Origin of the sequence: Rhizobium sp. NLR10b, from assembly GCF_019685435.1 — a bacterium.
In the GTDB taxonomy this organism is placed as follows: Bacteria; Pseudomonadota; Alphaproteobacteria; order Rhizobiales; family Rhizobiaceae; genus Rhizobium.
In genome coordinates this window covers 353,299-378,793 of the sequence record NZ_JABDWV010000001.1, presented here as the reverse complement: position 1 = coordinate 378,793, position 25,495 = coordinate 353,299, and the positions used below count along the sequence as shown (strand labels likewise).

Below are 25,495 nucleotides of genomic sequence, written 5' to 3'. Positions count from 1 at the left end.
CCCCTTGTTCCTCGCCGGCTTGCGGTTAGTGTGGCACCTCCAAAATCAGGTCGAGGAGACAGCATGACAGAAGCATTCGATTCGCGCGCCCTCGCAGCCAGGCTTTACAGTCTGCGCCAAGCCGGCATACAGGAGGCGACCAGCGCCTTTCTGCCGCCAGCTGACCTCCATCAGGCGATGGAAGCCCAGCATTTCCTCGCCGCGGCCGATGGCATTTCCAGCAATGCATGGAAGGTGACGGTCTCGCCGCAAGGCCAGGCCGTCAGCGGTCCGCTGCATCCCTATGCCGAATCGGTCTTCGGTGCTGATATCCCCTGGTATCCCGGCTTGAAATTCGAAACCGAAATTGCTGTTCGCCTCGGCAATGACCTGCCGATCCGCACGGGTAAGCCGTACAGCCGCGCCGAAGTGGTCAAGGCGATCTCCACTGTCCATCTCGGCGCCGAACTGCTGCTCAGCGCGGTCAGGGAAAGCGGCAGCGTTTCCTTCCTGCTCTTTGCCGCCGACCGCCTCGGCAACAGCGGCTATGTGCTCGGTCCGAAGCTCGACAACAGCCTTGTCGATACCGCCGGCGGCACGCCGCTCAAGGTCACCCATGCCGGCCGCACCATCTATGACGGTCCGGCCCAGCATCCGAAGGGCGACGTTCTCACCTGGCTGGTCGACTACGCCAATGACGACTTGCGTCCGGAAACATCGCTGAAGGCAGGCGCGCTGATCACGACGGGCACGTTGAGCGGCGCCATCGAACTGTCTGAACCCGGCGAGATCGACATCCTCTTCGGCGACGCCAGGCTGAGTTTTTCGGTGTCGAAGACCTGATTGACGTCATTTCTGCCTGCGGCCTCGACAATGCCCGCGCTCCCGCTTTCTTGCTCAGCGGAAAAAGGTAAGTTGACAATCATAGTTTAGTTTTGCAGGAACCGGGTGTGAAGGGAGGGCTTGCCTCCCGAACCTGCAGTGCCGAACCTGGAGCAGACCATGCCTTCGTCCTTCCTTGCCCTGTCCGGAATTACCTATGCCATCGGGCCGAAGTCGATCCTCTCGGGCGTCGACCTGACCCTCGAAAAGGGCCGCATCTACGGTCTGGTGGGGCCGAACGGGTCCGGCAAGAGCACGCTTTTGAAGATCCTCGCCCGCCAGATCGCGCCGCAATCCGGCGCCATCGCCTTCGACGACAAGCCGGCGGCTGACTGGGGTGCCCGCGAGTTTGCCCGGCACGTCGCCTATATGCCGCAATTCACCCCGGCGGCCGACGGGATGACCGTGCGCGAACTGGTGGCGCTCGGCCGTTTTCCCTGGCACGGTACGCTCGGGCGCTTCACCGCAACGGACCGCAGCAAGGTCGAGGAGGCGATCGCCCGCACCGGTCTTGAGGATTTTGCCGATCGCCTCGTTGCCAACATGTCCGGCGGCGAGCGCCAGCGCGCCTGGATCGCCATGATGCTCGTCCAGGATGCCAGCTGCCTGCTACTCGACGAACCGACATCGGCGCTTGACCTCGCCCATCAGGCGAGCGTTCTCTCCCTGGTACAGGATCTCAGCCACGAACGCGGGCTGACCGTCGTCATCGTGCTGCACGATATCAACCTCGCCGCCCGCTACTGCGACGCGATCGTCGCGCTCAGCCGCGGCCGGATCACGGCCGAAGGCACGCCCGCCGAGATCATGCAGGCCGACACGCTGCACTCGATTTTCGGCGTCGGCATGGGCGTCTTCCCGCACCCGGTTCGAAGGGAACCGGTCAGCTATCTCTTGTAGGCCGTCGCCTACACCTTCTCGCGGAACATCTCGATGATGGCGGAAAAATCCCTGCCGCCATTGCCCTGCTTTTCGAAGAGCGCATAAAGTTGCGCGGCCTCCGCGCCCATCGGCGTTGAAGCGCCGCTCGCGAGCGCCGCCTCCTGCGAGAGCTTGAGATCCTTCAGCATCAAGGCTGCGGCAAAACCTGGCTTGTAACCATTGTTGGCAGGCGAGGTCGGCACCGGCCCGGGAACCGGGCAATAGGTGTTGATCGACCAGCACTGGCCTGATGAGGTCGAGGCGACGTCGAACAGCGCCTGATGCGAGAGGCCGAGTTTCTCGGCCAGCACGAAGGCTTCGCAGACGCCGACCATCGAGATGCCGAGGATCATGTTGTTGCAGATCTTCGCCGCCTGACCAGCGCCCGCCTCGCCGCAATGGACGATCTTCTTGCCCATGGCTTCGAGGATCGGCTTCGCCCGGGCGAAGGCTTCCGGGGAGCCGCCGGCCATGAAGGTCAGCGTTCCCGCGCTCGCGCCGCCCGTGCCACCCGAGACGGGTGCATCAAGCGACAGGCAGCCTGCTGCGTTGGCCATCTCATGCGCCTTGCGGCTGCTCTCGACATCGATGGTCGAGCAATCGATGACAAGTGTTCCCTGCGCGGTAGTCTGCAGGATATCGGTCCACGCCGTCAGCACATGCCGGCCCTGCGGCAGCATCGTGATGACGATCTCCGCGTCCTTGACTGCCTGGCTGGCATGGCTCGCCGGTTTGACGCCGCTCGCCTCGGCCGCCTTCAGCACGGAGGCGGCGAGATCGAAGCCGAGAACCTCGTGACCCGATTTGACGAGATTGGCCGCCATCGGCCCGCCCATGTTGCCGAGCCCGATGAATGCGATCCTTGCCATGGTCTTCTCCTATCGATTGTCTTCGAGGATCATCGCCGCCGCCTTTTCGGCGATCATGATCGTCGGCGAATTGGTGTTGCCCGAGGTGATCGACGGCATCACCGAGGCGTCGGCGATCCTGAGCTTGCCGAGCGCCCTGAGTTTCAGCCTGGGATCGACGACGCTCTCCCTGTCGGCGCCCATACGGCAGGTGCCGACGGGATGAAAGATCGTCGTGCCGATATCGCCGGCCGCCCGCTCCAGATCGGCCTCGGTCTGATAGCTCGGCCCCGGCTTGAACTCTTCCGGCCGGAACCTCGCGAAGGATGGCTGCGCGACGATCCTGCGTGTCAACCGTATCGAACGGACAGCTATGTCACGATCGCGCTGCGTCGAGAGGTATTTCGGGCTGATCGTCGGCTGTGCGGCAAAATCCGGGCTCGACAGGTGCACCGAACCGCGGCTTTCCGGCCTCAGATTGCAGACGCTCGCGGTGATCGCCGGGAAAGGATGGACGGGGTCGCCGAATTTTTCGAGCGAGACCGGCTGCACGTGATATTGCAGGTCGGGCGTCTCCCGGTCCGGCCCCGAGCGGGTGAAGATGCCGAGCTGGCTCGGCGCCATCGCCATCGGCCCGGAGCGGCGGACGAGATATTCGAGCCCGATCGCCGCCTTGCCGATCAGCTTCGTCGCCTTTTCGTTCAGCGTCGGAACGCCGGTCACCTTATAGGCCAGACGCAGCTGCAGATGATCCTGCAGGTTCTCGCCGACACTCTTGATCTCGGTGACGACATCGATGCCCACCCGCTGCAGCACCTCGCCCCTGCCGATGCCGGAGAGTTCCAGAATATGCGGCGAGCCGATCGAACCGGCCGAAAGGATGGTTTCCTTGCCCGCATAGGCGCGCTTCGCCACGCCCTGGTGCTGGAATTCGACCCCGGCGACGGCCCCCTCCTCCACCAGCAGGCGCCGCACCTGCGCCTTGGTAAGCACCGTCAGGTTGGAGCGCTTGCGCGCCGGGCGCAGGAAGGCTTTCGACGTGTTCCAGCGTATGCCCGAGCGCTGGTTGACGTCGAAATAGCCGGAACCTTCATTGCTGCCGCGGTTGAAATCTTCCGTCTCGGGGATGCCGGCTTCTCTCGCCGCCTGCTGGAAGGCGTCAAGCACGGCCCAGCGCACCCGCGCCTTCTCGATGCGCCATTCGCCGCCGACCCCATGCATCTCGTCTTCGCCGCGATAAAAATCCTCGGACTTGCGGAAGAAGGGCAGAACATCGTCCCAGCCCCAGCCGCTGCAGCCCATCTGCCGCCAGAGGTCGTAATCGCGCGCCTGACCGCGCATATAGATCATGCCGTTGATCGAGGAGCAGCCGCCGAGTACCTTGCCGCGGGGATAGCTCAGCGCCCGGCCGTTCAGCCCCGCTTCCGGCGCCGTGGTGAAGCACCAGTCGGTACGCGGATTGTTGATGCAATAGAGATAGCCGACTGGGATATGGATCCAGTGGTAGTTGTCGCTGCCGCCGGCTTCCAATAGCAGCACGCGGCTCCTGCCGTCGGCGGATAGACGATTGGCGAGTACGCAGCCGGCACTGCCTGCCCCGATGATTATGTAGTCGTAACGATCCATGTGCGCCCTGCACGAAAATCCAGATGCTTGGCCGCCCGCCTCTGCCCACGCTGCGAAAGAGGGAGACGGCCGCCCGTTAGCGGCGATAGACGAAGCCCAGCTTCCGCCCGAGCCGCGAGGCATAGAATTCGCCGATGATGCCGCGGCGGAAGATCAGCACGCAGACCATGAAGACGACGCCGGTGATGATCGTCACCGGAAATTCCGAGGTCGCGAGGTAGTTTTCCAGCGCCACCACCAACCCCGCGCCGAAAAGCGGGCCGATCAGCGTGCCGATGCCGCCGAGCAGCGTCATCAGGATCACCTCGCCCGACATCTGCCAGGCGACGTCGGTGAGCGTCGCGAACTGGAAGACGATCGATTTGACCGCGCCGGCCAGCCCCGCAAGCGCTGCCGACATGACGAAGGCGCCGAGCTTGTAGCGCGTCACGGAATAACCGAGCGAGATCGCCCTTTGCTCGTTTTCGCGGATCGATTTCAGGATCATGCCGAAAGGCGAATTGATGAAACGCCAGATGATCAGGATGCCGACGAGGAAGACGGCCAGCACGAAATAATACATGTTGGTCGAGTTGTTCAGATCGATGAAGCCGAAGAGGTGGCCACGCGGCACGGACTGGATGCCATCCTCGCCTTCGGTAAACTTGGCCTGCAGGCAGAAGAAGAAGAACATCTGCGACAGCGCCAGCGTGATCATCGCGAAATAGATGCCCTGGCGGCGGATCGCGAAGAAACCCATGACCAAGCCGAGAAAGGCCGCCCCCGCCACGCCGATCAGGATGCCGAGTTCCGGCGGCAGGCCCCATGCCTTCACCGTATAGGCGGTGAAATAGGCGGCACCGCCGAAGAAGGTGGCATGGCCGAAGGAAAGCAGACCGGTATAGCCGAGCAGCAGGTTGAAGGCACAGGCAAACAGCGCGAAGCAGAGCAGCTTCATCAGGAAGATCGGATAGAAGAAGAACGGCGCGAGCAGCAGAAGCAGCAGTCCGACAAGCAGGAAGCCCGCCTGCACCGATAGAGCGGTTCGACTTTTTTCCGTTCGGATGGTTTCGGTGATGTCAGTCATGTCAGGCATCCCGGCCGAAGAGGCCCGCGGGCCTGATGAGAAGCACGATCGCCATGATGACGAAGATCACGATGTTGGAAGCCTCGGGATAGAAGACCTTGGTCAGGCCCTCGGCGATGCCGAGCACATAACCGGTGATGATCGCACCCATGATCGATCCCATGCCGCCGACGACGACCACGGCGAAGACGACGATGATCATGTTCGAGCCCATCAGCGGCGAGACCTGGTAGATCGGCGCCGCCAGCACACCGGCAAAGGCGGCAAGGCCGGCGCCGAGCGCGTAGGTCAGCGTCAGCAGTACCGGCACGTTGACGCCGAAGACCTGGACCAGCACGGCGTTTTCGGTCGCAGCCCTGAGATAGGCCCCGAGCTTGGTCTTCTCGATCAGCAGCCATGTGCCGAGGCAGACGACGAGCGAGACGACGACCACCCAGCCGCGATAGATCGGCAGGAACATGAAGCCGAGATTGGCCCCGCCGGCAAGCGCTGCCGGCGTCGCATAGGGCTGGCCGGAAGAACCGTAGAGATAGCGGAAGGTGCCTTCGACGGCGAGCGCCAGGCCGAAGGTAAAGAGCAGGCCGTAGAGTGGATCGAGATCGTAGAGCCGGCGCAGGAACAGCCGCTCGATGACGGCACCGGCAAGCCCGACGATAACAGGCGCCAGGATCAGCGACGGCCAATAGCCGATGCCGGCATAGGCGAGCAGCAGATAGGCGACAAAAGCGCCGAGCATATATTGGGCGCCATGGGCGAAGTTGATCACCCGGAGCAGGCCGAAAATGATGGCGAGGCCGAGGCTGAGCAGCGCATAGAACGAACCGTTGATCAGGCCGATCAAGAGCTGGCCGAGCAGCGCCTGCAGGGGAATGCCGAAGATCATCGTCATCTGGTCACACTCCCAGAACCTTGTGCAGCGTATCCATGCGCTGCGGCAGTTCGCCGACCGGGAATTCCGACACCATCTGCCCATGATCCATCAGATAGAAGCGATCGGCAATACGGCTGGCGAAGCGGAAATTCTGTTCGACGAGCAGGATCGTCATGCCGCGCTCCTTGAGCTTCTTCAGTACCTCGCCGATGCGCTGGACGATGACCGGAGCAAGCCCTTCCGTCGGTTCGTCGAGAATGAGCAGCCGCACACCGGTGCGCAGAACCCGGGCGATCGCCAGCATCTGCTGCTCGCCGCCTGAAAGTTTGGTACCCGGGCTGCCGCGGCGCTCGTAGAGATTGGGAAAGAGTTCGTAGATCTCGTCGAGCGTCATGCCGCCCGCCGCCACGACAGGCGGCAGCAGCAGGTTTTCCGAGACGGTGAGCGTCGAAAAGATGCCGCGCTCCTCCGGCACGAATCCGATGCCCCGGTGCGCCGTCTTGTGCAGCGGCACATGCATCATGTCGCTGCCGGCAAAGCTGATCCTGCCCTTGCGAGCGCGCACGATGCCGGTGATGGTGCGCAGCGTCGTCGTCTTGCCGACGCCGTTGCGGCCGAGAATGGTGATCGTCTCGCCCTCGCCGACATGCATGTCGACGCCGTGCAATATGTGGCTTTCGCCGTACCAGGCGTTGAGGCCCTGGACCTCGAGGAGAGCGGTCATCAGTGCTCCTCCGTGCCCATGTAGGCCTCGCGGACGCGCTCATCCTGGCTGACGGTGGCATAGTCGCCCTCGGCAAGGATCTCGCCGCGCTGCAGCACGGTGACGTGCTGGCAGATATTGGCGACGACGGAGAGGTTGTGCTCGACCATCAGCACCGCCCGGTCGCGGGCGACGTCACGGATGATCGCGGAGACGACGCCGACATCCTCATGCCCCATACCGGCCATCGGCTCGTCGAGCAGCAACACTTTCGGGTCGAGCGCCAGCGTCGTGGCGATCTCCAGCACGCGCTTGCGGCCATAGGAAAGATCGGCGGCGAAATGGTCGCGCTCCTTGGAAAGGCCGACGCTCGCAAGCAGTTGCTCGGCGCGTTCGTTCAGCCGGTCGAGCGCCGAGAGCGGCCGCCAGAATTGCGTCGACAGATGGTTCGGCCGCTGCAGCGCCACGCGCACATTGTCGAGCACGCTTAAGTGCGGAAAGACCGCCGAGATCTGGAAGGAGCGCACCAGCCCCATGCGCGCCACCCTGTCGGGCGGGGTCCCGGTGATGTCGGTGCCCATCAGCGTGATCGTGCCAGCCGTCGGCTGCAGGAACTTCGTCAGCAGGTTGAAGACCGTCGTCTTGCCGGCGCCGTTGGGGCCGATCAACGCATGCACGCTGGCGTCATGCACGTCGAGATCGACATTCTTGACGGCCGTGAAGCCGCCGAAATCGCGGCGCAGGCCGCGGGCGGACAATACCACCCGCGGCTTTTCCTGAGTTTCACTCGCGGAAACCGCCATCGTGCCTACTTCACCAGATCGCAGCCGCTCTTGGCGGGATCGATATAGGCGTCCTTGCCGGGAATGGTGGCGAGAACGTTGAAGTAATCCCACGGCTCCTTGCTTTCGGAAGGTTTCTTGACCTGCAGCAGATACATGTCGTGGATCATGCGGCCGTTGGGGCCGACCGTGCCGCCGCGGCCGAAGACGTCGTCGACAGGCATTTCATGCAACTGCTTGGCGACGGCTTCCGTCTCGTCGGTGCCGGCTTTCTGCACCGCCTTCAGATATTGCGTCACCGCCGAATAGGTGCCGGTATGGATCATGTTCGGCATCTTGCCGGTGCGGTCGAAGAACTTCTTGGCGAAGGCGCGGCTTTCGTCGTCGCGGTTCCAATAGTAGCCCTCCGTCAGCGTCAGGCCCTGCGCTGCCTCGAGACCGAGACCATGGACTTCGGCGAGCGTGAAGAGCAGCGCCGCCAGATGCTGGCCGCCCTGGGTGATGCCGAATTCGGCCGCCTGCTTGATGGCGTTCGAGGTATCGAGGCCGGCGTTGGCGAGGCCGATCACCTTGGCGCCGGACGATTGCGCCTGTAGCAGGAAGGAGGAGAAGTCCTGGGTTGATAGCGGATGGCGGACGGCGCCGACGACGGTGCCGCCGCTTGCCTTGACATATTCGCTGGTCTGCTGCTCCAGCGAATAACCGAAAGCATAGTCGGCCGTCAGGAAGAACCAGCTGTCGCCGCCCTGCTTGACGAGGGCGCCGCCGGTGCCGACAGCGAGCGCGTGGGTGTCGTAGGCCCAATGGAAGCCGTAGGGCGAGCAGGCCTTGCCGGTGAGATCCGTCGTCGCCGCACCGGTGACGATGTCGATCTTCTTCTTTTCCTTGCCGATCGCCTGCACGGCAAGCGCCACCGAGGAGGTCGTCAGTTCCATGATCGCATCCACCTGCTCGGTGTCGTACCATTGCCGGGCAATGTTTGAGGCGATATCCGGCTTGTTCTGGTGATCGGCATCGACGATCTCGACCGGCACATCCAGCACCTTGCCGCCGAAATCCTCGACGGCCATCTTGGCGGCCTCGACGGAAGACTTGCCGCCGAAGTCGGCATAAACGCCCGACTGGTCGTTCAGGATGCCGATCTTGACCTTGCCGTCGGTCGCGCTCTGCGCGAGCACGGCAGTGCTGCTCGCAAGCAGAAATGCAACTGATGCAATGAGATTCTTACGCATATTCTCTCCTCCCAGAGATGAGCCAGATTGCGGGTCTGTTCAGATTTGGCCGGTCGCACTCCTCAGAACGACCGCCCCTCGTCCTACGATCATGGAAATTCTCGCCTGAAGCAACGGGTGGTTTACAACTAATTCCAAACAGTATCTGTTCATTTTTGCACAGACAGAAAGCTGCACAATTTCCATCCCAACCTCAGGGAGCGCCAGGAATCAGCGCTCAGCGCTAGAACTAGGGCAGTTTCTGCAGTTGTGCAGGCATGTGCCATCAGCCGAATGAACAATCCTACTTTGTCCGTTCATCCCACAGGCGCATTTCGGCACGTTCAGGCTGCTGTTACTTCCACTGCGTCCCGTTGTCGGCACCGCAGCCATAGGGAGGCAAGACGCCGCTAAAGGTTTCTTTCAGCTTGGCACAGCCCCAGGCATTGATCGGGCTTGGCATAGCCGAGTTGAGCGTGATGCCGACTTCGTCATAGGGACTTTCAGTGTTGGAGACGTAGCGATACCAACGAAAACCGATAACAACAACGAATGCGAGAGCGACCGTCAGCAGCAGGCGAGCCAATTTCTTCATCAATATTCCCTCAAAATTTCAAACGCGGCCGTGTAGCATTACTCAGAGAGACTGAAAGCGCCGCCGCCGAAGCATCAACGGATTTATCGCCGGCGCCTCCCCGGCCTCATCGAGCTCCAGGGCTTTCGCCGAACACGCAGCCTCCGATTGCCGATAGATTGGAAACAAAACTCAAACAAAACAATGAATTGTATCAATCTTTAAAGATCATGCTATTCGTTGCTGGTTGTTGAACGGAGGGAATGGCGATGACGAACTCACCGCAGTTTACCTGGGACGATCTGCAGTTTTTTCTAGCCGTCGCCCGTACCGGACAGCTCTCGACGGCGGCCCGGCAGTTGCGCTCCAGCCACGCCACCGTTTCTCGGCGTATCGACCGGCTGGAATTTGCCCTCAAGGTCAAGCTCTTCGAACGCAATCCGCGTGGCTACGTGTTGACCGCCATGGGCACGCGTTTCATCGAGACGGCCGAGCGGATGGAGCAGGAGACCGAGCGGCTGCGCACCGACCTTGCCGATGGCTCGATGGCGCAGCGCGGCCTCGTGCGCCTCAGCGCGCCTGAGGGTTTTGCCAATTTCTTCTTCGCCACCGTGTTGCCGCGCTTTGCAGCCCAGCATCCGCATCTTTCGCTCGAGCTGGTGACCATCCAGCAGATCATGTCGCTGTCGCGCAAGGAGGCCGATCTTTCAGTTGTGCTCGACGAGCCGAAAGGCGGGCCTTATTACGCTGAAAAGCTGACCGATTATCACTTGCAGATCTACGGCTCGCGCGACTATCTGGCAAAGGCGCCTGCCATCACCTGCCGCGAAGATCTGCTTCAGCATCCTTTCGTCAGCTATATCGAGGAAATGATTTTCGCGCCGGGGCTGGATTATCTCAGCGATGTGCATCCGCGCATCAAACCGCAGTTCCAGAGCTCCAGCATTTTCGCGCAGCTCACCGCCACCCGAAACGGCCTCGGCCTCTGCATCCTGCCCTATTTCTTCGCCAGCCGTTATCCCGAGCTCGTGCGCGTGCTGCCCGAGGAGATCGACCTCAAGCGCCATTACTGGATTACCTGCCATCGCGATCTGAAACAGGCGCCGCGTGTGCGGGCGGTCATCGACTTTCTGCGCGAGGCCGTGCGCGGCGAAGATGCGCGCTTCGTGCCGCCCTATATCGCCGCCGCCAGTTCCGCGCGCCGGTCGGAATCCGAAAGCTGATTACTTGAGAAACTCGGCCCGGTGCGGCGTGAAGGTATCGATCAGCCGGCCCTTTTCCAGTGCCTTGACGCCATGGACGAGATTGGGCGGCACGATGAAGCTGCCGCCCTGCCGCAGCACTTCGGTGCGGCCATCGATCGTCACCTCGAAGCTGCCTTCGGCGACATAGCTTGCCTGGATGTGCGGATGCGAATGGGCAGCACCCACGGCGCCGCTTTCGAACGCCACTTCTACCATCATCATCTCGGGCAGATAGGTCATGACGCGCCTGGTGACGCCAGGCTCCGGATTGATCCAATCGGCCCCCTCGCCCGATACGAACAGATCGCTTGACGACATTTCCGCCTCCTCATTCCAGAATCGACCGCGGGCAAAGTGGATCATGGCGTCGCGTTTGAAAAGATGGCCGCCCCTGTCTTTTCGATAGGGACGCCTTGTTGTTGACGCGCTCGGCTGGCGGGTCTATGCGACCTTGAGCGAGGCAAGGCTGAATGAGGAGACGCTGCCATGCAGCATACGCGCGAAGTTTTCGACTGGTCCGACCCATTCCGCCTGGTGGAGCAGCTGACCAACGAGGAGCGCATGGTGCAGGATTCCGCCCATGCCTATGCGCAGCAAAAGCTCGCTCCCCGTGTTCTCGACGCCTTTCGCAATGAAAAGACCGATCCCGCCATCTTCCGAGAAATGGGCGAACTCGGCCTGCTCGGCCCGACGATATCCCCCGACTATGGCGGCGCCGGCCTCGGTTACGTCTCCTACGGCCTGATTGCCCGCGAGGTCGAACGGGTCGACAGCGGCTATCGCTCGATGATGAGCGTGCAGTCCTCGCTTGTCATGGTGCCGATCGAAACCTTCGGGTCCGAGGCGCAGAAGCTGAAATACCTGCCCAAACTTGCGACCGGCGAATGGATTGGCTGCTTCGGCCTGACCGAGCCCGACCATGGCTCCGACCCAGGCTCGATGGCGACACGCGCCAGGAAGGTCGACGGCGGCTATAGCCTGACCGGCTCGAAGACCTGGATCTCGAATGCACCGATCGCCGATGTCTTCGTCGTCTGGGCGAAGACCGAGGATGGCCTCATCCGCGGCTTCATACTCGAAAAGGGTTGGAAGGGGCTTTCGGCCCCCGCCATCCACGGCAAAGTGGGCTTGCGCGCCTCGATCACTGGCGAAGTGGTGATGGACGGGGTCTTCGTGCCGGAAGAAAATCTTCTGCCCGGCGTCACCGGTCTCAAGGGACCGTTCACCTGCCTCAACTCGGCCCGCTTCGGCATTGCCTGGGGCGCACTTGGTGCCGCCGAGGATTGTTATGCCAGGGCACGGCAATATACGCTGGAGCGCAAGCAGTTCGGCCGGCCGCTCGCCGCCAACCAGCTGATCCAGAAGAAGCTCGCCGACATGGCGGCGGAGATCGCGCTCGGCCTTCAGGGCTGCCTGCGGCTCGGCCGAATGAAGGAGGAAGGCCATCCGCCGGTGGAGCTGACCTCGATCCTCAAGCGCAACAGTTGCGGCAAGGCGCTTGATATGGCGCGCGCGGCCCGCGACATGCTCGGCGGCAACGGCATCTCCGACGAATTCGGCATCGCCCGCCATCTCGTCAACCTCGAAGTGGTCAACACCTATGAGGGCACGCACGACATCCATGCGTTGATCATCGGCCGGGCGATCACCGGCATCGCCGCCTTTGCAAATTGAGTTGCAGAGCCCGGCCAGACCTGGCGAATTGCCACGCGCCTGACAATGTGAGACCTTCCCTGGCTGCGGCATAAGGCCGGCAATGAGGGGATCACGCATGTTTCTGCTTCTTGCATTGCTGATCGGTGTTATCTCTGGCCTTCGCGCCATGACTGCGCCCGCTGCCGTCGCCTGGGGTGCGGCGCTCGGCTGGTTCGACGTATCGCAGACGCCGCTTGCCTTCATGGGCTACCGGTGGACGCCGTGGATTTTCACCGTTCTCGCCGTCGTTGAACTCGTCACCGACCAGCTGCCATCGACGCCGTCGCGCAAGGTGCCGATGCAGTTCGGCGCCCGCATCGTCACTGGAGCACTTGCCGGCGCCACGATCGGCGCAGCCAGTAGCCTGCTTTTCGGCGGGCTGATCGCCGGCGTGATCGGCGCCGTCATCGGCACCTATGGCGGCGCCGCGCTGCGCGCCAGGCTTGCCGCCGCCTTCGGCAAGGATCCGCCGGCCGCCCTCATCGAGGATGCCGTTGCCGTTGTCGCTGCCGTGTTGATCGTGGGAGCCGTGTCATGAAAAGCTTCGACGCCATCGTTATCGGCGCTGGCCAGGCCGGCCCGTTCCTCGCCGCCCGCATAGTCGAAAAGGGCATGAAGGTAGCGCTCGTCGAGCGCAAGTTCCTCGGCGGCACCTGCGTCAATGCCGGCTGCATGCCAACGAAGACTCTCGTCGCCAGCGCCCGCGCCGCCCATGTCGCAAGAAGCGGTGCCGCCTACGGCGTCAATATCCCCGGGGAAATCGCTATCGACATGAAAGTGGTGAGAGCCCGGGCGGAAACGGTGACGATGAACGCCCGCAACGGCCTGATCGGCTGGTTTGACAGCATGGATGGCATGAGCGTGATCTACGGTCATGCCCGCTTCGAGGATGCGAAGACCGTCCGCGTCAACGGCGAGACCCTGACGGCGCCGCGCATCTTCCTCAATGTCGGCGCGCGACCTGTCATCCCCGAGCTGCCCGGCATCGATGACATCGACTACCTCACCAGCACCTCGATCATTCATCTCGACACGCTGCCGCGGCATCTGGCGGTGATCGGCGGCAGCTATATCGGGCTGGAATTCGCCCAGATGTATCGCCGCTTCGGCGCCGAAGTCAGTGTCATCGAGCACGGCCCGAAGCTCGCTTCGCGCGAGGACGAAGATATATCGGACGCGATCGCCGATATACTGCGCTCCGAAGGCATCACAGTCCACACCGACGCCGGCAACATCGCTTTCGCGCGAAATGGCAGCGGAATTGGCGTTGCCGTCGGCGCGGCGAAGATCGATGCGAGCCATGTGCTGATCGCCACCGGCCGCAAACCGAATACCGACGACCTCGGCCTCGAGGCCGCCGGCGTGGCGACGGACAAGCGCGGCTATATCACCGTCGACGACAAGCTTGCCACCAATGTCGAGGGCATCTTTGCGCTCGGCGACTGCAATGGCCGCGGCGCCTTCACCCATACTTCCTACAATGATTTCGAAATCGCCGCCGCCAACCTGCTCGACGGCGACGACCGCAGGGTCTCGAGCCGCATCCCGGCCTATGCGCTCTACATCGACCCGCCGCTCGGTCGCGTCGGCATGACGGAGAAGCAGGCGCGTGCCTCCGGCCGCAGTATCATGGTCTCGACCCGGCCGATGAGCCGCGTCGGCCGGGCCAATGAACGCGGCGAGACCAAGGGCTTCATGAAGGTGATTGCCGATGCCGACACCAAAGAGATCCTCGGCGCGGCGATCCTCGGCATCGAAGGCGACGAAGTGATCCATGGCCTGATCGATGCAATGAATGCGGGAACCACCTATCCCGCGCTGAAATGGTCGGTGCCGATCCACCCGACGGTGTCGGAGCTGATTCCGACGCTGCTTGGGGATTTGAAGCCGGTTTAGCCGTGACCTGACCTCGGGAAGAGCTGGAGGCGCGCATGCCTATCGAAGCGCTGATCGAAAACTACGGCCTGCTGGCGATTTTCCTGGGTGCAGCCTTCGAAGGCGAGACGGCCGCCTTCCTCGGCGGCGTGATTGCCCATCGCGAACTGCTCACCTATTGGTCGGCGTCGCTGGCGGCCACCGCGGGCTCTTTCGCCGGTGACCAACTCTGGTTCTTCGCCGGCCGTTATGCCGCGCAATGGAGCGTCGTGCGCCGGCTGATGGAAAGACCCGCGCTCGCTCGCGCAACCGGGCTTCTGGAGAAATATCAGACCGGCTTCATCCTGGCGTTCCGTTTTCTCGTCGGATTGCGCACCATCAGCCCGATCGTCATCGGCACGACCCGGATATCGACCGGCAAATTCATCGTCCTGAATGCGGTAGCCGCGTTAGTGTGGGGGCAGCTTTTCACAGCGCTCGGCTATCTGTTCGGCCACGGCATCCAGCAGACACTCGGCCGCCTGCCCCTTCACCGGCACCTGCTGATCGCCATCGCAGCCGCCGCTGTCGTGGCAGTGGCGGCTCTACTCTTTCGCAGGATGAAATCAAGCGGCAGCCATCCGTAAGAGCGCTGCGGCGCCTATTCCATAACGATCTGCAGCTTCACGTCGCTCGGCCGCGCTTCGACCGCGCGATCGAAGGCCTTGATCGAATCTTCGAACTTGAACGTCTCCGATATCAGTGGCTTCAGATCGACGCGGCCTGATGCCAAGAGTGCGATCGAACGCTCATACTGGTGGGCATAGCGGAACACCGTTTCGATGCGGATCTCCTTAGTGGTGGCCGTCGAGACGTCGAAGCCGACCGGATTGACCGGCAGGCCGACGGCGACGATGACACCGCCCGGGCGCGGCAGCGCCATGATCGTCTCCCAGGCCTTGGGTGACCCGGAGCATTCGAAGACAACATCCGCACCCCAGCCGTCGGTCAGCCGGCCGACCTCTTCGATCAGGTTCTTCTCGCGGATATTGACCGGGATGACGCCCTGATATTGCGCGGCGATGTCGAGCTTCGGCTGGGCGAGATCGGCGACGATCGCGCGTGCGCAGCCGCCGGCAAGGGCGGCGATCGCGACCATCGTGCCGATCGGCCCGGCGCCGAGAACGATAGCGGTATCGCCGGGCGCGATCGTCGCCTTGGCTGCCGCCTGCATGCCAACCGCGAAGGGCTCGACCATGGCGCCTTCGGCGAAGCTGACATTGTCGGGCAGCTTGAAAGTATAATTGGCCGGATGCACCACTTCGGGCGTCAGCACGCCATGGATCGGCGGCGTCGCCCAGAAGCTGACGGCAGGATCGATATTGTACATGCCGAGCCGGCTCGCCTTGGAGTTCGGATCGGGGATGCCCGGCTCCATGCAGACACGGTCGCCGACTTGCAGATGTGTGACACCGGCCCCCACCTCGACCACCGTGCCGGCCGCCTCATGGCCGAGCACCATCGGCGCGTTGACGACGAAGGGGCCGATCTTGCCGTGGGTGTAATAATGAACGTCCGAACCGCAGACGCCGACGGTATGAATCTTGATCTTCACCTGCCCCGGCCCTGTCTCCAGCGGCAGATCGATGTCGCGCAACGCAAGCTCATGCTGGCGCTCCAGCACCAGCGCACGGACTTTGGTCATTCTCGGTTTCCTTCCCTATGGCCCGGCGATTCAGAGGGTGCCGTTGAGCCGACTATAAGACCGCAAGGCGCTTCAATTCAACCGCCAACGTAAGCTTTTGCTCATCACGTGACGAAATGCTCATATGCGTAGCCCGAAAGATAACCGCTGATAAACCTCCGTATGATTCCGGAAGAGAGCACCGGAGAGTACAGTTACTTCATCATCAGCCATGACACAGTGGGAGGCGGCAAAAGAGATGAAGCATGATAACGACAATGTCGGCGGAAACTGGCTTTCCTCGAGGATCTTCAGACGGCTCCGAAAATTCTGGCGCAGATTGGTGGCCGATTGGAACGCCGCCCTTCAGAGGGACAACCCAGGGCTGCCAATGCGCGTCATTCTACGGACGCGGGATCGAAATCGCCCCCGACAGCGTTACTAGCATGCAGCCCGCATGGCGCGGCGGAAGCATGACGGCTCCCGGCGCCATTGGAACGGCAATATAGGAAGGCCATCATGAAGTCGGTCGTGTCATTCTGCCTGTTCGCATCGCTGCTCTTCGCCGCCAACCAGGCGGCCGCGGCGCTGGAACAAGCGTCTCTGCCCTCGCAGCAGCAGGAAGAAGAGCTCGTGCCGGCCAATGTCGAGCTTACCTTCAGCGGTCCCGTCGATCTGGCCCGCTCGACCGCCACCTTGCTCGATGCCCAAGGCAGGACGCTTCCCCTGGGCAAGCCGTTCCTCTCCGGTCCCGAAGGATCCATTTTCAAGATCCCGCTTGATCCCTCCATGGCGCCCGGCCTCTATACCCTCGACTGGCGCGTCCTCTCGATGGATGGCCGCAGCGCCGAAGGCCATTACCAGTTCCGGGTCGATCCTTGAATTTCAAGATCGCGCCCTGCTCTCGTTTCCGCTGCAGCCGCCTGAAAGCATTTATAAGATTTTTATATTGATGCCGTTTCGGCCGTCTCGAACCTTTATGCGCTCCGGATCCATATTGGTGCCCGAGAGATTCAAGGATCATCTCCACGCCAGAAAGTATGAAAGGCAGTCTCCAACGGCCGCCCTTTGTCTTGTCTGACTCCAACAAGAACAGCAGGAGTCACGATTATGATGGATATCATTCTGCTCGGCACCGCGATCTTATTTTTCGCGCTGTGCTTTGCCTATGTCGGAGCCTGCGACAGCCTCTAAGGAGAAACGACGATGACCCTCGATTATATCCTGAGCGGCGCCGTAACCGTGTTTCTCACCGTTTACCTCACCTACGCTCTCTTACGCCCAGAACGCTTCTGAAAAACCGACGCTTCCGGGGCCGCGCCTGCGCGACCGGGAACCAGCCGGGTATTGAAAGTTTTAGCCCCATGACCCTCAACGGATGGCTTCAGATCCTGCTCTATTGCGGGATCGTCCTCGCGCTCGTCAAACCGCTCGGCGGTTACATGACCCGAGTCTACAACGGCGAGCGCACATTCCTGTCACCCGTCCTCGTTCCGATCGAACGGGGGCTTTACCGCGTTGCCGGCACCAGCGAACGCGAGGAGCAGCATTGGACCTCCTATGCCTTTGCAATGCTGCTGTTCAACTTGCTCGGCGTCCTCTTGCTCTACGCGCTGATGCGCCTGCAAGGCGTTCTGCCCTACAATCCGGCTGGCATGGCTGCCGTCCCGCCGGAACTTTCCTTCAACACCGCCGTCAGCTTTACCACAAATACGAACTGGCAGAATTACGGCGGTGAAAGCACCATGTCGTATCTGGCCCAGATGGCCGGCTTCACGGTGCAGAACTATCTGTCCGCTGCGACCGGCATGGCGATCGCGGTCGCTTTCATCCGGGCCTTCGCACGGGCGTCCGGCAAGGCGATCGGCAATTTCTGGGTCGATATGATCCGCGGCACGCTTTATATCCTGCTGCCCACCTGCATCGTGCTGACGCTCGTCTATGTCTATCTCGGCGTGCCCCAGACACTCGGACCCTATGTCAATGCGACGACGCTCGAAGGCGCGCAGCAGACGATTGCGCTCGGCCCCGTCGCCTCGCAGCTCGCGATCAAGATGCTCGGCACCAATGGCGGCGGCTTCTTCAATGCCAATTCCGCCCATCCGTTCGAAAATCCCGATGCGATCTCCAACCTGATCCAGATGGTTTCGATCTTCGCGATCGGTGCGGGTCTCACCAACGTCTTCGGCCGCATGGTCGGCAACCAGCGCCAGGGCTGGGCGATTCTGGCCGCGATGGGCGTGCTGTTCATCGCCGGCGTCGGCGTCACCTATTGGGCGGAAGCGGCCGGCAATCCGCTGATGCATGCCTTTGGCCTCGTCGGCGGCAATATGGAGGGCAAGGAAGTCCGGTTCGGCGTCGCCTTGTCCTCGCTCTTCGCCGTCATCACCACCGCCGCCTCCTGCGGCGCGGTCAACGCGATGCATGGCAGCTTCACCGCACTCGGCGGCCTCATTCCGCTGATCAACATGCAGCTCGGCGAAATCATCGTCGGCGGTGTCGGCGCCGGTTTCTACGGCATCCTGCTCTTCATCATCGTCGCCGTCTTCGTCGCCGGCCTGATGGTCGGCCGCACGCCGGAATACCTCGGCAAGAAGATCGAGGCGAAGGAAATGAAGATGGCCGTTCTCGCCATCCTCTGCCTGCCGCTCGCCATGCTGGTCTTCACCGCAATCGCCTCGGTTCTGCCGATCGCCGTCGCCTCCGTCGGCACGGCCGGCCCGCACGGTTTCTCCGAGATCCTCTATGCCTATACCTCGGCTGCGGCCAATAACGGCTCGGCCTTCGGCGGCCTGACGGGCAATACGCCCTGGTACAACGTGACGCTCGGCATCGGCATGCTGGCCGGCCGCTTCCTGGTCATCATCCCGGCGCTCGCCATTGCCGGCTCGCTGATCGCCAAGAAGACGGTTCCAGCCTCGGCAGGCACCTTCCCGACCGACGGTCCGCTCTTTGTCGGCCTGCTGATCGGCACGATCCTGATCGTCGGCGGCCTGACCTTCTTCCCGGCTTTGGCCCTCGGCCCAGTCGTCGAGCACTTGGTCGCGATCGCCGGGCAAACCTTCTGAGGCGATGCCATAACCCGCATCCCAGGGTTCCTTCGCCGTCCTCGTTTCAAAGCTGGAGTCTTTTATGAGCCAGGCAAAATCCGCGAGCATCATCGATTCTCGCATCCTCGTTCCCGCCGCCGGCGCCGCCTTCACGAAGCTCGACCCGCGCGCCCTTGCCAGAAATCCGGTCATGTTTGTCGTGGCCACGGTTTCGGTGCTGACCACCGTCCTCTTCCTGCGCGACCTCGTGGCGGGCAACGGCAATCTCGGCTTCTCGTTCCAGATCAATCTCTGGCTCTGGTTCACCGTGCTCTTTGCCAATTTCGCCGAGGCCGTCGCCGAAGGCCGCGGCAAGGCGCAGGCGGATTCGCTGCGCAAGGCGCGCACCGAAACCCAGGCCAAGCTGCTGACCGCCAACAACGGCAGCGACTACTGCATGGTGCCGGGCACCAGCCTCAAGGTCGGCGATATCGTGCTGGTCGAAGCCGGCGACATCATCCCTTCGGACGGCGAAGTCATCGAAGGGATCGCCTCCGTCAACGAGGCGGCGATCACAGGTGAATCCGCCCCGGTCATCCGTGAATCCGGTGGCGATCGTTCGGCGGTGACCGGCGGCACGCAGGTGTTGTCCGACTGGATCCGCGTGCGCATCACCGCGGCGGCGGGCTCCACCTTCCTCGACCGGATGATCTCGCTGGTTGAAGGCGCCGAACGCCAGAAGACGCCGAACGAGATCGCGCTCAACATCCTGCTTGCCGGGATGACCCTGATCTTCGTGCTCGCCACCGCGACGATCCCGAGCTTTGCCATCTATGCCGGCGGCTCGATCCCGATCATCGTGCTCGTCGCCCTTTTCGTCACCCTGATCCCGACGACGATCGGCGCGCTCTTGTCGGCGATCGGCATTGCCGGCATGGACCGGCTCGTCCGCTTCAACGTGCTCGCCATGTCCGGCCGCGCCGTCGAAGCGGCCGGCGACGTCGACACGCTGCTGCTCGACAAAACCGGCACGATCACCCTCGGCAACCGCCAGGCGACGGCCTTCCACCCCGTCCGCGGCGTTTCCGAGCAGGAACTCGCCGATGCCGCCCAGCTCGCCTCGCTTGCCGACGAAACGCCAGAAGGCCGTTCGATCGTCGTGCTCGCCAAGGAGAAATATGCGATCCGCGGCCGCGACATGGCGAGCCTCAAGGCCAGCTTCGTGCCTTTCACCGCCCAGACCCGCATGAGCGGCGTCGATCTCGAAGGCGCCTCGATCCGCAAAGGTGCGGTCGATACCGTGCTCGCCCATGTCAACGGCGAGGCCCCCTCGAAGAACGGCAACGAGGTCGTCCGCGAGCTGCAGTCGATATCAGACGAGGTCGCCAAATCAGGCGGCACGCCGCTGGCCGTCGCCCGCAATGGCAGATTGCTCGGCATCATCCAGCTGAAGGACATCGTCAAGGGCGGCATCCGCGAGCGTTTCACGGAACTCCGCCGCATGGGCATCCGCACGGTGATGATCACAGGCGACAACCCGCTGACGGCAGCGGCCATCGCCGCCGAGGCCGGCGTCGACGATTTCCTCGCCCAGGCGACGCCCGAGATGAAGCTGGCGCTGATGCGCGAGGAACAGGCCAAGGGCAAGCTCGTCGCCATGTGCGGCGACGGCACCAACGATGCCCCGGCGCTGGCCCAGGCCGATGTCGGCGTTGCCATGAACACCGGCACCGTCGCCGCCCGAGAGGCCGGCAACATGGTCGATCTCGACTCGGACCCGACAAAGCTGATCGAGATCGTCGAGATCGGCAAGCAGCTGCTGATGACACGCGGCGCGCTGACGACCTTCTCGATCGCCAACGACATCGCCAAGTATTTCGCCATTATCCCGGCGATGTTCCTGACCTTCTATCCGCAGCTCGGTGTGCTCAACATCATGGGACTGTCGACGCCGCAAAGCGCCATCCTCTCGGCGATCATCTTCAACGCCCTGATCATCATCGCGCTGATCCCGCTGTCGCTGAAGGGTGTGCGCTACCGGCCGATCGGCGCCGGAGCGCTTCTGTCACGCAACCTGCTGATCTACGGCCTCGGCGGCATCCTCGTGCCCTTCGTCGGCATCAAGGCGATCGACTTGGCCGTCGCCGCCCTCGGCCTCGCCTAGCGGAAGATCCGGTTCCTCACCGGAATCGGTCTCCGCGTGAACTCGTCAAGGAGTACGAACAATGTTGAAAGAACTTCGCCCGGCCCTCGTTATGATCGTTGCCACCACGGCCATCACGGGCCTGCTTTATCCGATCGCCATGACGGGTGCGGCCCAGGCGCTCTTCCCAACCCAGGCGAATGGCAGCCTGATCGAGAAGAACGGTCATGTGATCGGCTCGAGGCTGATCGGCCAGGCCTTCACCAGCGACAAGTATTTCCACGGCCGCCCCTCGGCCGCCGGCGATGGCTACAACGCCGCCGCCTCCAGCGGCTCGAACCTCGGGCCGACCAGCGAGAAACTGATCGACCGCGTGAAGGGCGACTACGAAACAGCCAAGGCGGCAAACCCGAACGCCGAGGTGCCGGCCGACCTCGTCACCGCGTCTGGCAGCGGCCTTGATCCCGATATCTCGCCCGAGGCCGCCTATTTCCAAGTGCCGCGCGTCGCCCAGGCACGCAACATCGACGAGGCGAAGATCAAGGCGCTGGTCGACGGCGCCGTCCAGGACCGCGAACTCGGCATTTTGGGAGAACCTACCGTCAATGTTCTGGCGTTGAACCAGAGCCTTGATGCTTCTATGACTGAGTGAGTTTGGCAGGTTAGATGCTGTGGTTTGGCGACAAGGCCAACCCCACTCTCCGTCATCCTCGGGCTTGACCCGAGGATCCATGTCGCGGCCAACTGGTGGGCGCCGTGTGGATGCTCGGCTCAAGCCCGAGCATGACGGAGGGTGGGGCGAGCATAGGGACTATTCGCGGCATAGAGCCCGGCTCCGGAATGCCTTTCGCCAACTCAAGCGATGCCGGCCGTCGGCTGAACTGACTTAAAGAGAGATCCCGAGGAGAACCCGTCCTCCGTCGCAGGCATTGGAAAGACCACACGCATGCCAGACGACAACCGCGACCAGGTCGGCAGGCCCTCGCCCGATGCGCTTCTTGAAAAAGCCCGGGCGGAGATGCGCGGCCGTCTGAAGATCTTTCTGGGCGCCGCCCCCGGCGTCGGCAAGACCTATGAGATGCTGATCTCCGGCCGCGCCAAGCTCGCCGATGGCCTCGATGTCGTCATTGGCGTCGTCGAGACCCACGGCCGCAAGGAAACCGAGGCGCTGCTCGCCGGCTTCGAGATCATTCCCCGCGTCGAAATCGACTATAAGGGCCGGGCGCTCGAGGAGATGGACCTTGACGGCATCCTCGCCCGCAGGCCGGATCTCGTGCTGGTCGACGAACTCGCACATACCAACGCCGAGGGTAGCCGCCATCCGAAGCGTTACCTCGACGTCAAGGAATTGCTCGATCGCGGCATCGACGTCTATACGACGCTGAACATCCAGCATGTCGAGAGCCTGAACGACGTCGTCTCGCAGATCACCCGCATCCGCGTGCGCGAGACGGTGCCGGACTCGATCATCGATCTCGCCGACGATGTCGAGATCATCGATCTGACCCCGGACGATCTGATCAAGCGCCTGCATGACGGCAAGGTCTACATGCCGCGCACCGCCGAGCGGGCACTGACCAATTACTTCACACCGGGCAATCTGACGGCGTTGCGGGAGCTGGCGCTGCGCAAGACCGCCCAGCGCGTCGACGACCAGCTGCTGACCCATATGCAGGCCCACGCCATCTCCGGCCCCTGGGCGGCGGGCGAACGCGTCCTCGTCTCGGTCGATCATCACCCGCGCTCGGCCTCGCTGGTGCGCTACGCCGCCCGCATGGCCTCGCGCCTGCGCGCACCCTGGGCCGCCGTCTATGTAGAGACCAACCGTTCGGTCAACCTCAGCGAAGCCGAGCGCGATACGATCGCCTCGACGCTGCGACTTGCCGAACAGCTCGGCGGCGAGGCGATCACCATTCCCGGCCGCGAGGTGGCGGAGGAACTCGTCCGCCATGCCACTGCCAACAACGTCACCCACATCGTCATCGGCGCTCCCAAGGCGGCGACATGGCGCGACTGGTGGAGCCGTTCGATCACCGACGAACTGATCCGCAAGACCGGCGAGATCAGCGTCCATGTTATTTCAGGCAATGAGAAGGACGGCACCACCGCACGCGGCGTCCGAGCGGCGGCCACGCCCCCCCAATTCGATTTCAGAGCCTATCTGCTGGCCACCGTCTATGTCGCCATCGCGCTCGCGGTCAGCATCGTGCTCGACCAGGTGCTCGACGTGCGCAACCTCGCCCTCGTCTTCCTGATGGCGGTGCTGACCTCCGCCGTCCTGCATGGATTACGGCCGGCACTCTACAGCTGCATTCTCGGCGCGCTGTCCTTCAACTTCTTTTTCCTGCCGCCGCGCTACACGCTGACGATCAGCGATCCGGAAAGCGTGCTTGCGCTGTTCTTCTTCCTCGGCGTCGCCATCATCGCCAGCAACCTCACCGCAACCGTGCAGCGCCAGGCCGCCGCAGCCCGGCAGCGGGCACGCACGACCGAGGATCTCTATCTCTTCTCGAAGAAACTCGCCGGCACCGGCACGCTCGACGACGTGCTCTGGGCGACCGCCTTTCAGCTTGCCTCGATGCTGAAGGTCCGCGTCGTGCTGCTGTTGCCCGAAGAAGGCAGCATCGCCGTCAAGGCCGGTTATCCCCCTGACGACACGCTCGACGAGGCCGATATCGCCGCCGCCCGCTGGGCCTGGGAGCACAATCACGCCGCCGGCCGCGGCGCCGATACCCTGCCCGGCGCCAAACGCCTATACGTGCCGCTGAGAACCGGTCGCACCGCCGTCGGCGTCATCGGCCTCGACAGCGACCGCCGCGACGGGCCGTTGCTGACGCCGGAACAGCAGCGCCTGCTCGATGCGCTGGCTGATCAGGCAGCCCTTGCGATCGAACGCGTTCAGCTCGTCGCCGATGTCGACCGGGCAAGGCTCGCGGCCGAAGCCGACAGGCTGCGTTCGGCCCTGCTCACCTCGATTTCGCATGATCTGAAAACGCCGCTTGCGGCTATCCTCGGCGCTGCCGGCACGCTGCGCGACTATTTCGCCTCCATGCCGGAGGAGGACCGCAACGACCTGCTCTCGACCGTCGTCGACGAATCCGAGCGCCTCAACCGTTTCATCGCCAACCTGCTCGACATGACCAAGATCGAATCCGGCGCGATGGAGCCGAATTCTGCGCCGCACTATGCCGGCGACATCGTCGGCACGGCGCTGGCCCGCGCCGCCAAGATCCTCGAACACCACAAGACCGAGATGAGCATTCCCGCCGACCTGCCGATGGTGCGGGTCGATCCGGTGCTGTTCGAGCAGGTGATCTTCAACCTGCTCGACAATGCCGCCAAATATGCGCCCGAGGGATCGGTCATCCAAATCGAAGGCTGGGCCGATGCCGACAACGTCATCCTGCAGGTCTCGGACGAAGGTCCGGGCATTCCACCCGCCGACCTTACCCGCGTCTTCGACACCTTCTATCGCGTGCGCAAGGGCGATCAGGTGCGCGCCGGCACCGGCCTCGGCCTTTCCATCTGCCGCGGTTTCGTCGAGGCGATGGGCGGCACGATCACCGCCGCCAACCGAAAGGGCCGCCCGGGCGCCGTCTTCACCATCCGCCTGCCGAAACCCAACGACATACCGAAACTGGATGAACTCAGATGACCGGTTCAGCCGTCAAGATCCTCGTCGTCGACGACGAGCCTCCAATCCGCAAGCTGCTTCGCGTCGGCCTGACCGCGCAGGGCTACGAGGTGCAGGAGGCGCCGAATGCGGCAATCGCCCGCCAATCGGTTGCCGACGGCAGGCCCGATCTCATCCTGCTCGATCTCGGTCTGCCCGACACGGCTGGCCATGACCTCTTGCAGGAGTGGCGCGACGAAGGCCTGTCCATACCCGTCGTCATCCTCTCCAGCCGCACCGACGAGGCCGGCATCGTCAAGGCGCTGGAAAGCGGCGCCGACGATTACGTCACCAAGCCCTTCGGCATCAACGAACTTGGCGCCCGCATCCGCGTGGCGCTGCGTCACCGGCTGCAGCAGCAGGGCGAAAAGGCGATCTTCCAGACCGGCGGGCTGTCGATCGACCTTGTCAAGCGCATCGTCAAGGTCGATGGCGAGGAACTCAAACTGTCGCCGAAAGAATACGACATCCTGCGCGTGCTCGCCCAGCATGCGGGCAAGGTGCTGACACACCAGTTTCTTTTGAAGCAGGTATGGGGGCCGGCAGCCGACGTGCAATATCTGCGCGTCTATATCAGGCAGCTCAGACAGAAGATCGAGCAGAGCCCCGACCAGCCGCACTATATCACCACCGAGACCGGAGTCGGCTATCGGCTCAGGGAACCGGACTGACCTGCTCTCTCACCCGCCGCCTGAACAGTATCGAGAATG

At 62.9% G+C, this 25,495-nt stretch carries 24 protein-coding genes; 14 read left to right on the top strand and 10 right to left on the bottom strand.

Going from position 1 to position 25,495, the window contains the following annotated elements; all coding sequences use genetic code 11:
* The first annotated feature begins 63 nt into the window (after positions 1 to 63).
* Positions 64 to 822 (top strand): fumarylacetoacetate hydrolase family protein, encoded by a 759-nt coding sequence (locus HJB91_RS01745; RefSeq protein ID WP_210632307.1) that lies wholly within the window; start codon positions 64 to 66, stop codon positions 820 to 822.
* 159 nt (positions 823 to 981) lie between these two features.
* Complete coding sequence (locus tag HJB91_RS01740; RefSeq protein ID WP_221153362.1) at positions 982 to 1,761, top strand: ABC transporter ATP-binding protein; 780 nt, start codon at positions 982 to 984, stop codon at positions 1,759 to 1,761.
* 8 nt (positions 1,762 to 1,769) lie between these two features.
* On the opposite strand, the gene mmsB is transcribed toward HJB91_RS01740, so the two are convergent.
* The 8 genes from mmsB to HJB91_RS01700 form a co-directional block, all read right to left on the bottom strand.
* Complete coding sequence (gene mmsB, locus HJB91_RS01735; RefSeq protein WP_221124027.1) at positions 1,770 to 2,651, bottom strand: 3-hydroxyisobutyrate dehydrogenase; 882 nt, start codon at positions 2,649 to 2,651, stop codon at positions 1,770 to 1,772.
* A 9-nt stretch (positions 2,652 to 2,660) separates the two neighbouring features.
* The gene (locus HJB91_RS01730; RefSeq protein ID WP_221124026.1) at positions 2,661 to 4,256 is read right to left on the bottom strand and encodes a GMC family oxidoreductase; all 1,596 of its coding nucleotides are present in this window, start codon (positions 4,254 to 4,256) and stop codon (positions 2,661 to 2,663) included.
* Between the two features lie 76 nt (positions 4,257 to 4,332).
* Complete coding sequence (locus HJB91_RS01725; RefSeq protein WP_210632303.1) at positions 4,333 to 5,322, bottom strand: branched-chain amino acid ABC transporter permease; 990 nt, start codon at positions 5,320 to 5,322, stop codon at positions 4,333 to 4,335.
* Between the two features lies 1 nt (position 5,323).
* Positions 5,324 to 6,211, bottom strand: coding sequence for a branched-chain amino acid ABC transporter permease (locus tag HJB91_RS01720; RefSeq protein WP_221153361.1), 888 nt, complete (start codon positions 6,209 to 6,211; stop codon positions 5,324 to 5,326).
* Positions 6,212 to 6,215: 4 nt separating this feature from the next.
* Entirely contained in the window at positions 6,216 to 6,917 is a 702-nt protein-coding gene (locus HJB91_RS01715) for an ABC transporter ATP-binding protein (RefSeq protein WP_221124025.1), read from the bottom strand.
* Positions 6,917 to 7,699, bottom strand: coding sequence for an ABC transporter ATP-binding protein (locus HJB91_RS01710; RefSeq protein WP_221153360.1), 783 nt, complete (start codon positions 7,697 to 7,699; stop codon positions 6,917 to 6,919). Before HJB91_RS01710 ends, HJB91_RS01715 begins: the two co-directional genes overlap by 1 nt.
* 5 nt (positions 7,700 to 7,704) lie before the next feature.
* On the bottom strand, positions 7,705 to 8,910 hold the full coding sequence (locus HJB91_RS01705; RefSeq protein WP_221145042.1) for an ABC transporter substrate-binding protein: 1,206 nt from the start codon (positions 8,908 to 8,910) through the stop codon (positions 7,705 to 7,707).
* Positions 8,911 to 9,244: 334 nt separating this feature from the next.
* Complete coding sequence (locus HJB91_RS01700) at positions 9,245 to 9,484, bottom strand: hypothetical protein (RefSeq protein WP_210632299.1); 240 nt, start codon at positions 9,482 to 9,484, stop codon at positions 9,245 to 9,247.
* 248 nt (positions 9,485 to 9,732) lie between these two features.
* Here HJB91_RS01700 and HJB91_RS01695 point away from each other — a divergent pair, with 248 nt between their 5' ends.
* Positions 9,733 to 10,686 (top strand): LysR family transcriptional regulator, encoded by a 954-nt coding sequence (locus tag HJB91_RS01695; protein ID WP_210632298.1) that lies wholly within the window; start codon positions 9,733 to 9,735, stop codon positions 10,684 to 10,686.
* On the opposite strand, the gene HJB91_RS01690 is transcribed toward HJB91_RS01695, so the two are convergent.
* Positions 10,687 to 11,025 (bottom strand): cupin domain-containing protein, encoded by a 339-nt coding sequence (locus tag HJB91_RS01690; RefSeq protein WP_210632297.1) that lies wholly within the window; start codon positions 11,023 to 11,025, stop codon positions 10,687 to 10,689.
* A 168-nt stretch (positions 11,026 to 11,193) separates the two neighbouring features.
* Between HJB91_RS01690 and HJB91_RS01685 the strand changes: the two genes are divergently transcribed.
* From HJB91_RS01685 to HJB91_RS01670, 4 genes are all read left to right on the top strand, one after another.
* Positions 11,194 to 12,381 carry an acyl-CoA dehydrogenase gene (locus tag HJB91_RS01685; protein ID WP_210632296.1) on the top strand — a complete coding sequence of 396 codons (1,188 nt, stop codon included), beginning with the start codon at positions 11,194 to 11,196 and terminating at the stop codon, positions 12,379 to 12,381.
* A 97-nt stretch (positions 12,382 to 12,478) separates the two neighbouring features.
* Entirely contained in the window at positions 12,479 to 12,940 is a 462-nt protein-coding gene (locus HJB91_RS01680) for a DUF4126 family protein (RefSeq protein WP_210632295.1), read from the top strand.
* Entirely contained in the window at positions 12,937 to 14,298 is a 1,362-nt protein-coding gene (locus HJB91_RS01675; RefSeq protein ID WP_221153359.1) for an FAD-containing oxidoreductase, read from the top strand. The genes HJB91_RS01680 and HJB91_RS01675 overlap by 4 nt, the downstream gene beginning before the upstream one ends.
* Before the next feature lie 35 nt (positions 14,299 to 14,333).
* Entirely contained in the window at positions 14,334 to 14,903 is a 570-nt protein-coding gene (locus HJB91_RS01670) for a DedA family protein (protein ID WP_221102528.1), read from the top strand.
* Positions 14,904 to 14,917: 14 nt separating this feature from the next.
* Here the strand turns inward: HJB91_RS01670 and HJB91_RS01665 are convergent, their stop codons facing one another.
* Positions 14,918 to 15,961: an NAD(P)-dependent alcohol dehydrogenase gene (locus tag HJB91_RS01665; RefSeq protein ID WP_221153358.1), complete on the bottom strand. Its 1,044-nt coding sequence runs from the start codon at positions 15,959 to 15,961 to the stop codon at positions 14,918 to 14,920.
* A 498-nt stretch (positions 15,962 to 16,459) separates the two neighbouring features.
* On the opposite strand from HJB91_RS01665, the gene HJB91_RS01660 reads away from it, so the two are divergent.
* The 7 genes from HJB91_RS01660 (at position 16,460) to HJB91_RS01630 (ending at position 25,456) form a co-directional block, all read left to right on the top strand.
* On the top strand, positions 16,460 to 16,822 hold the full coding sequence (locus HJB91_RS01660) for a copper resistance protein CopC (RefSeq protein WP_210632292.1): 363 nt from the start codon (positions 16,460 to 16,462) through the stop codon (positions 16,820 to 16,822).
* Positions 16,823 to 17,146: 324 nt separating this feature from the next.
* The gene (locus HJB91_RS01655) at positions 17,147 to 17,236 is read left to right on the top strand and encodes a K(+)-transporting ATPase subunit F (protein ID WP_003594574.1); all 90 of its coding nucleotides are present in this window, start codon (positions 17,147 to 17,149) and stop codon (positions 17,234 to 17,236) included.
* 68 nt (positions 17,237 to 17,304) lie between these two features.
* On the top strand, positions 17,305 to 19,008 hold the full coding sequence (gene kdpA, locus HJB91_RS01650; protein WP_221153357.1) for a potassium-transporting ATPase subunit KdpA: 1,704 nt from the start codon (positions 17,305 to 17,307) through the stop codon (positions 19,006 to 19,008).
* 64 nt (positions 19,009 to 19,072) lie between these two features.
* Entirely contained in the window at positions 19,073 to 21,133 is a 2,061-nt protein-coding gene (gene kdpB, locus HJB91_RS01645; RefSeq protein ID WP_221145032.1) for a potassium-transporting ATPase subunit KdpB, read from the top strand.
* 61 nt (positions 21,134 to 21,194) lie between these two features.
* Complete coding sequence (gene kdpC, locus HJB91_RS01640) at positions 21,195 to 21,764, top strand: potassium-transporting ATPase subunit KdpC (protein WP_221145030.1); 570 nt, start codon at positions 21,195 to 21,197, stop codon at positions 21,762 to 21,764.
* Positions 21,765 to 22,058: 294 nt separating this feature from the next.
* Entirely contained in the window at positions 22,059 to 24,767 is a 2,709-nt protein-coding gene (locus HJB91_RS01635; protein WP_221153356.1) for a sensor histidine kinase KdpD, read from the top strand.
* Entirely contained in the window at positions 24,764 to 25,456 is a 693-nt protein-coding gene (locus HJB91_RS01630; protein ID WP_210632287.1) for a response regulator transcription factor, read from the top strand. The genes HJB91_RS01635 and HJB91_RS01630 overlap by 4 nt, the downstream gene beginning before the upstream one ends.
* Positions 25,457 to 25,495: the final 39 nt, after the last annotated feature.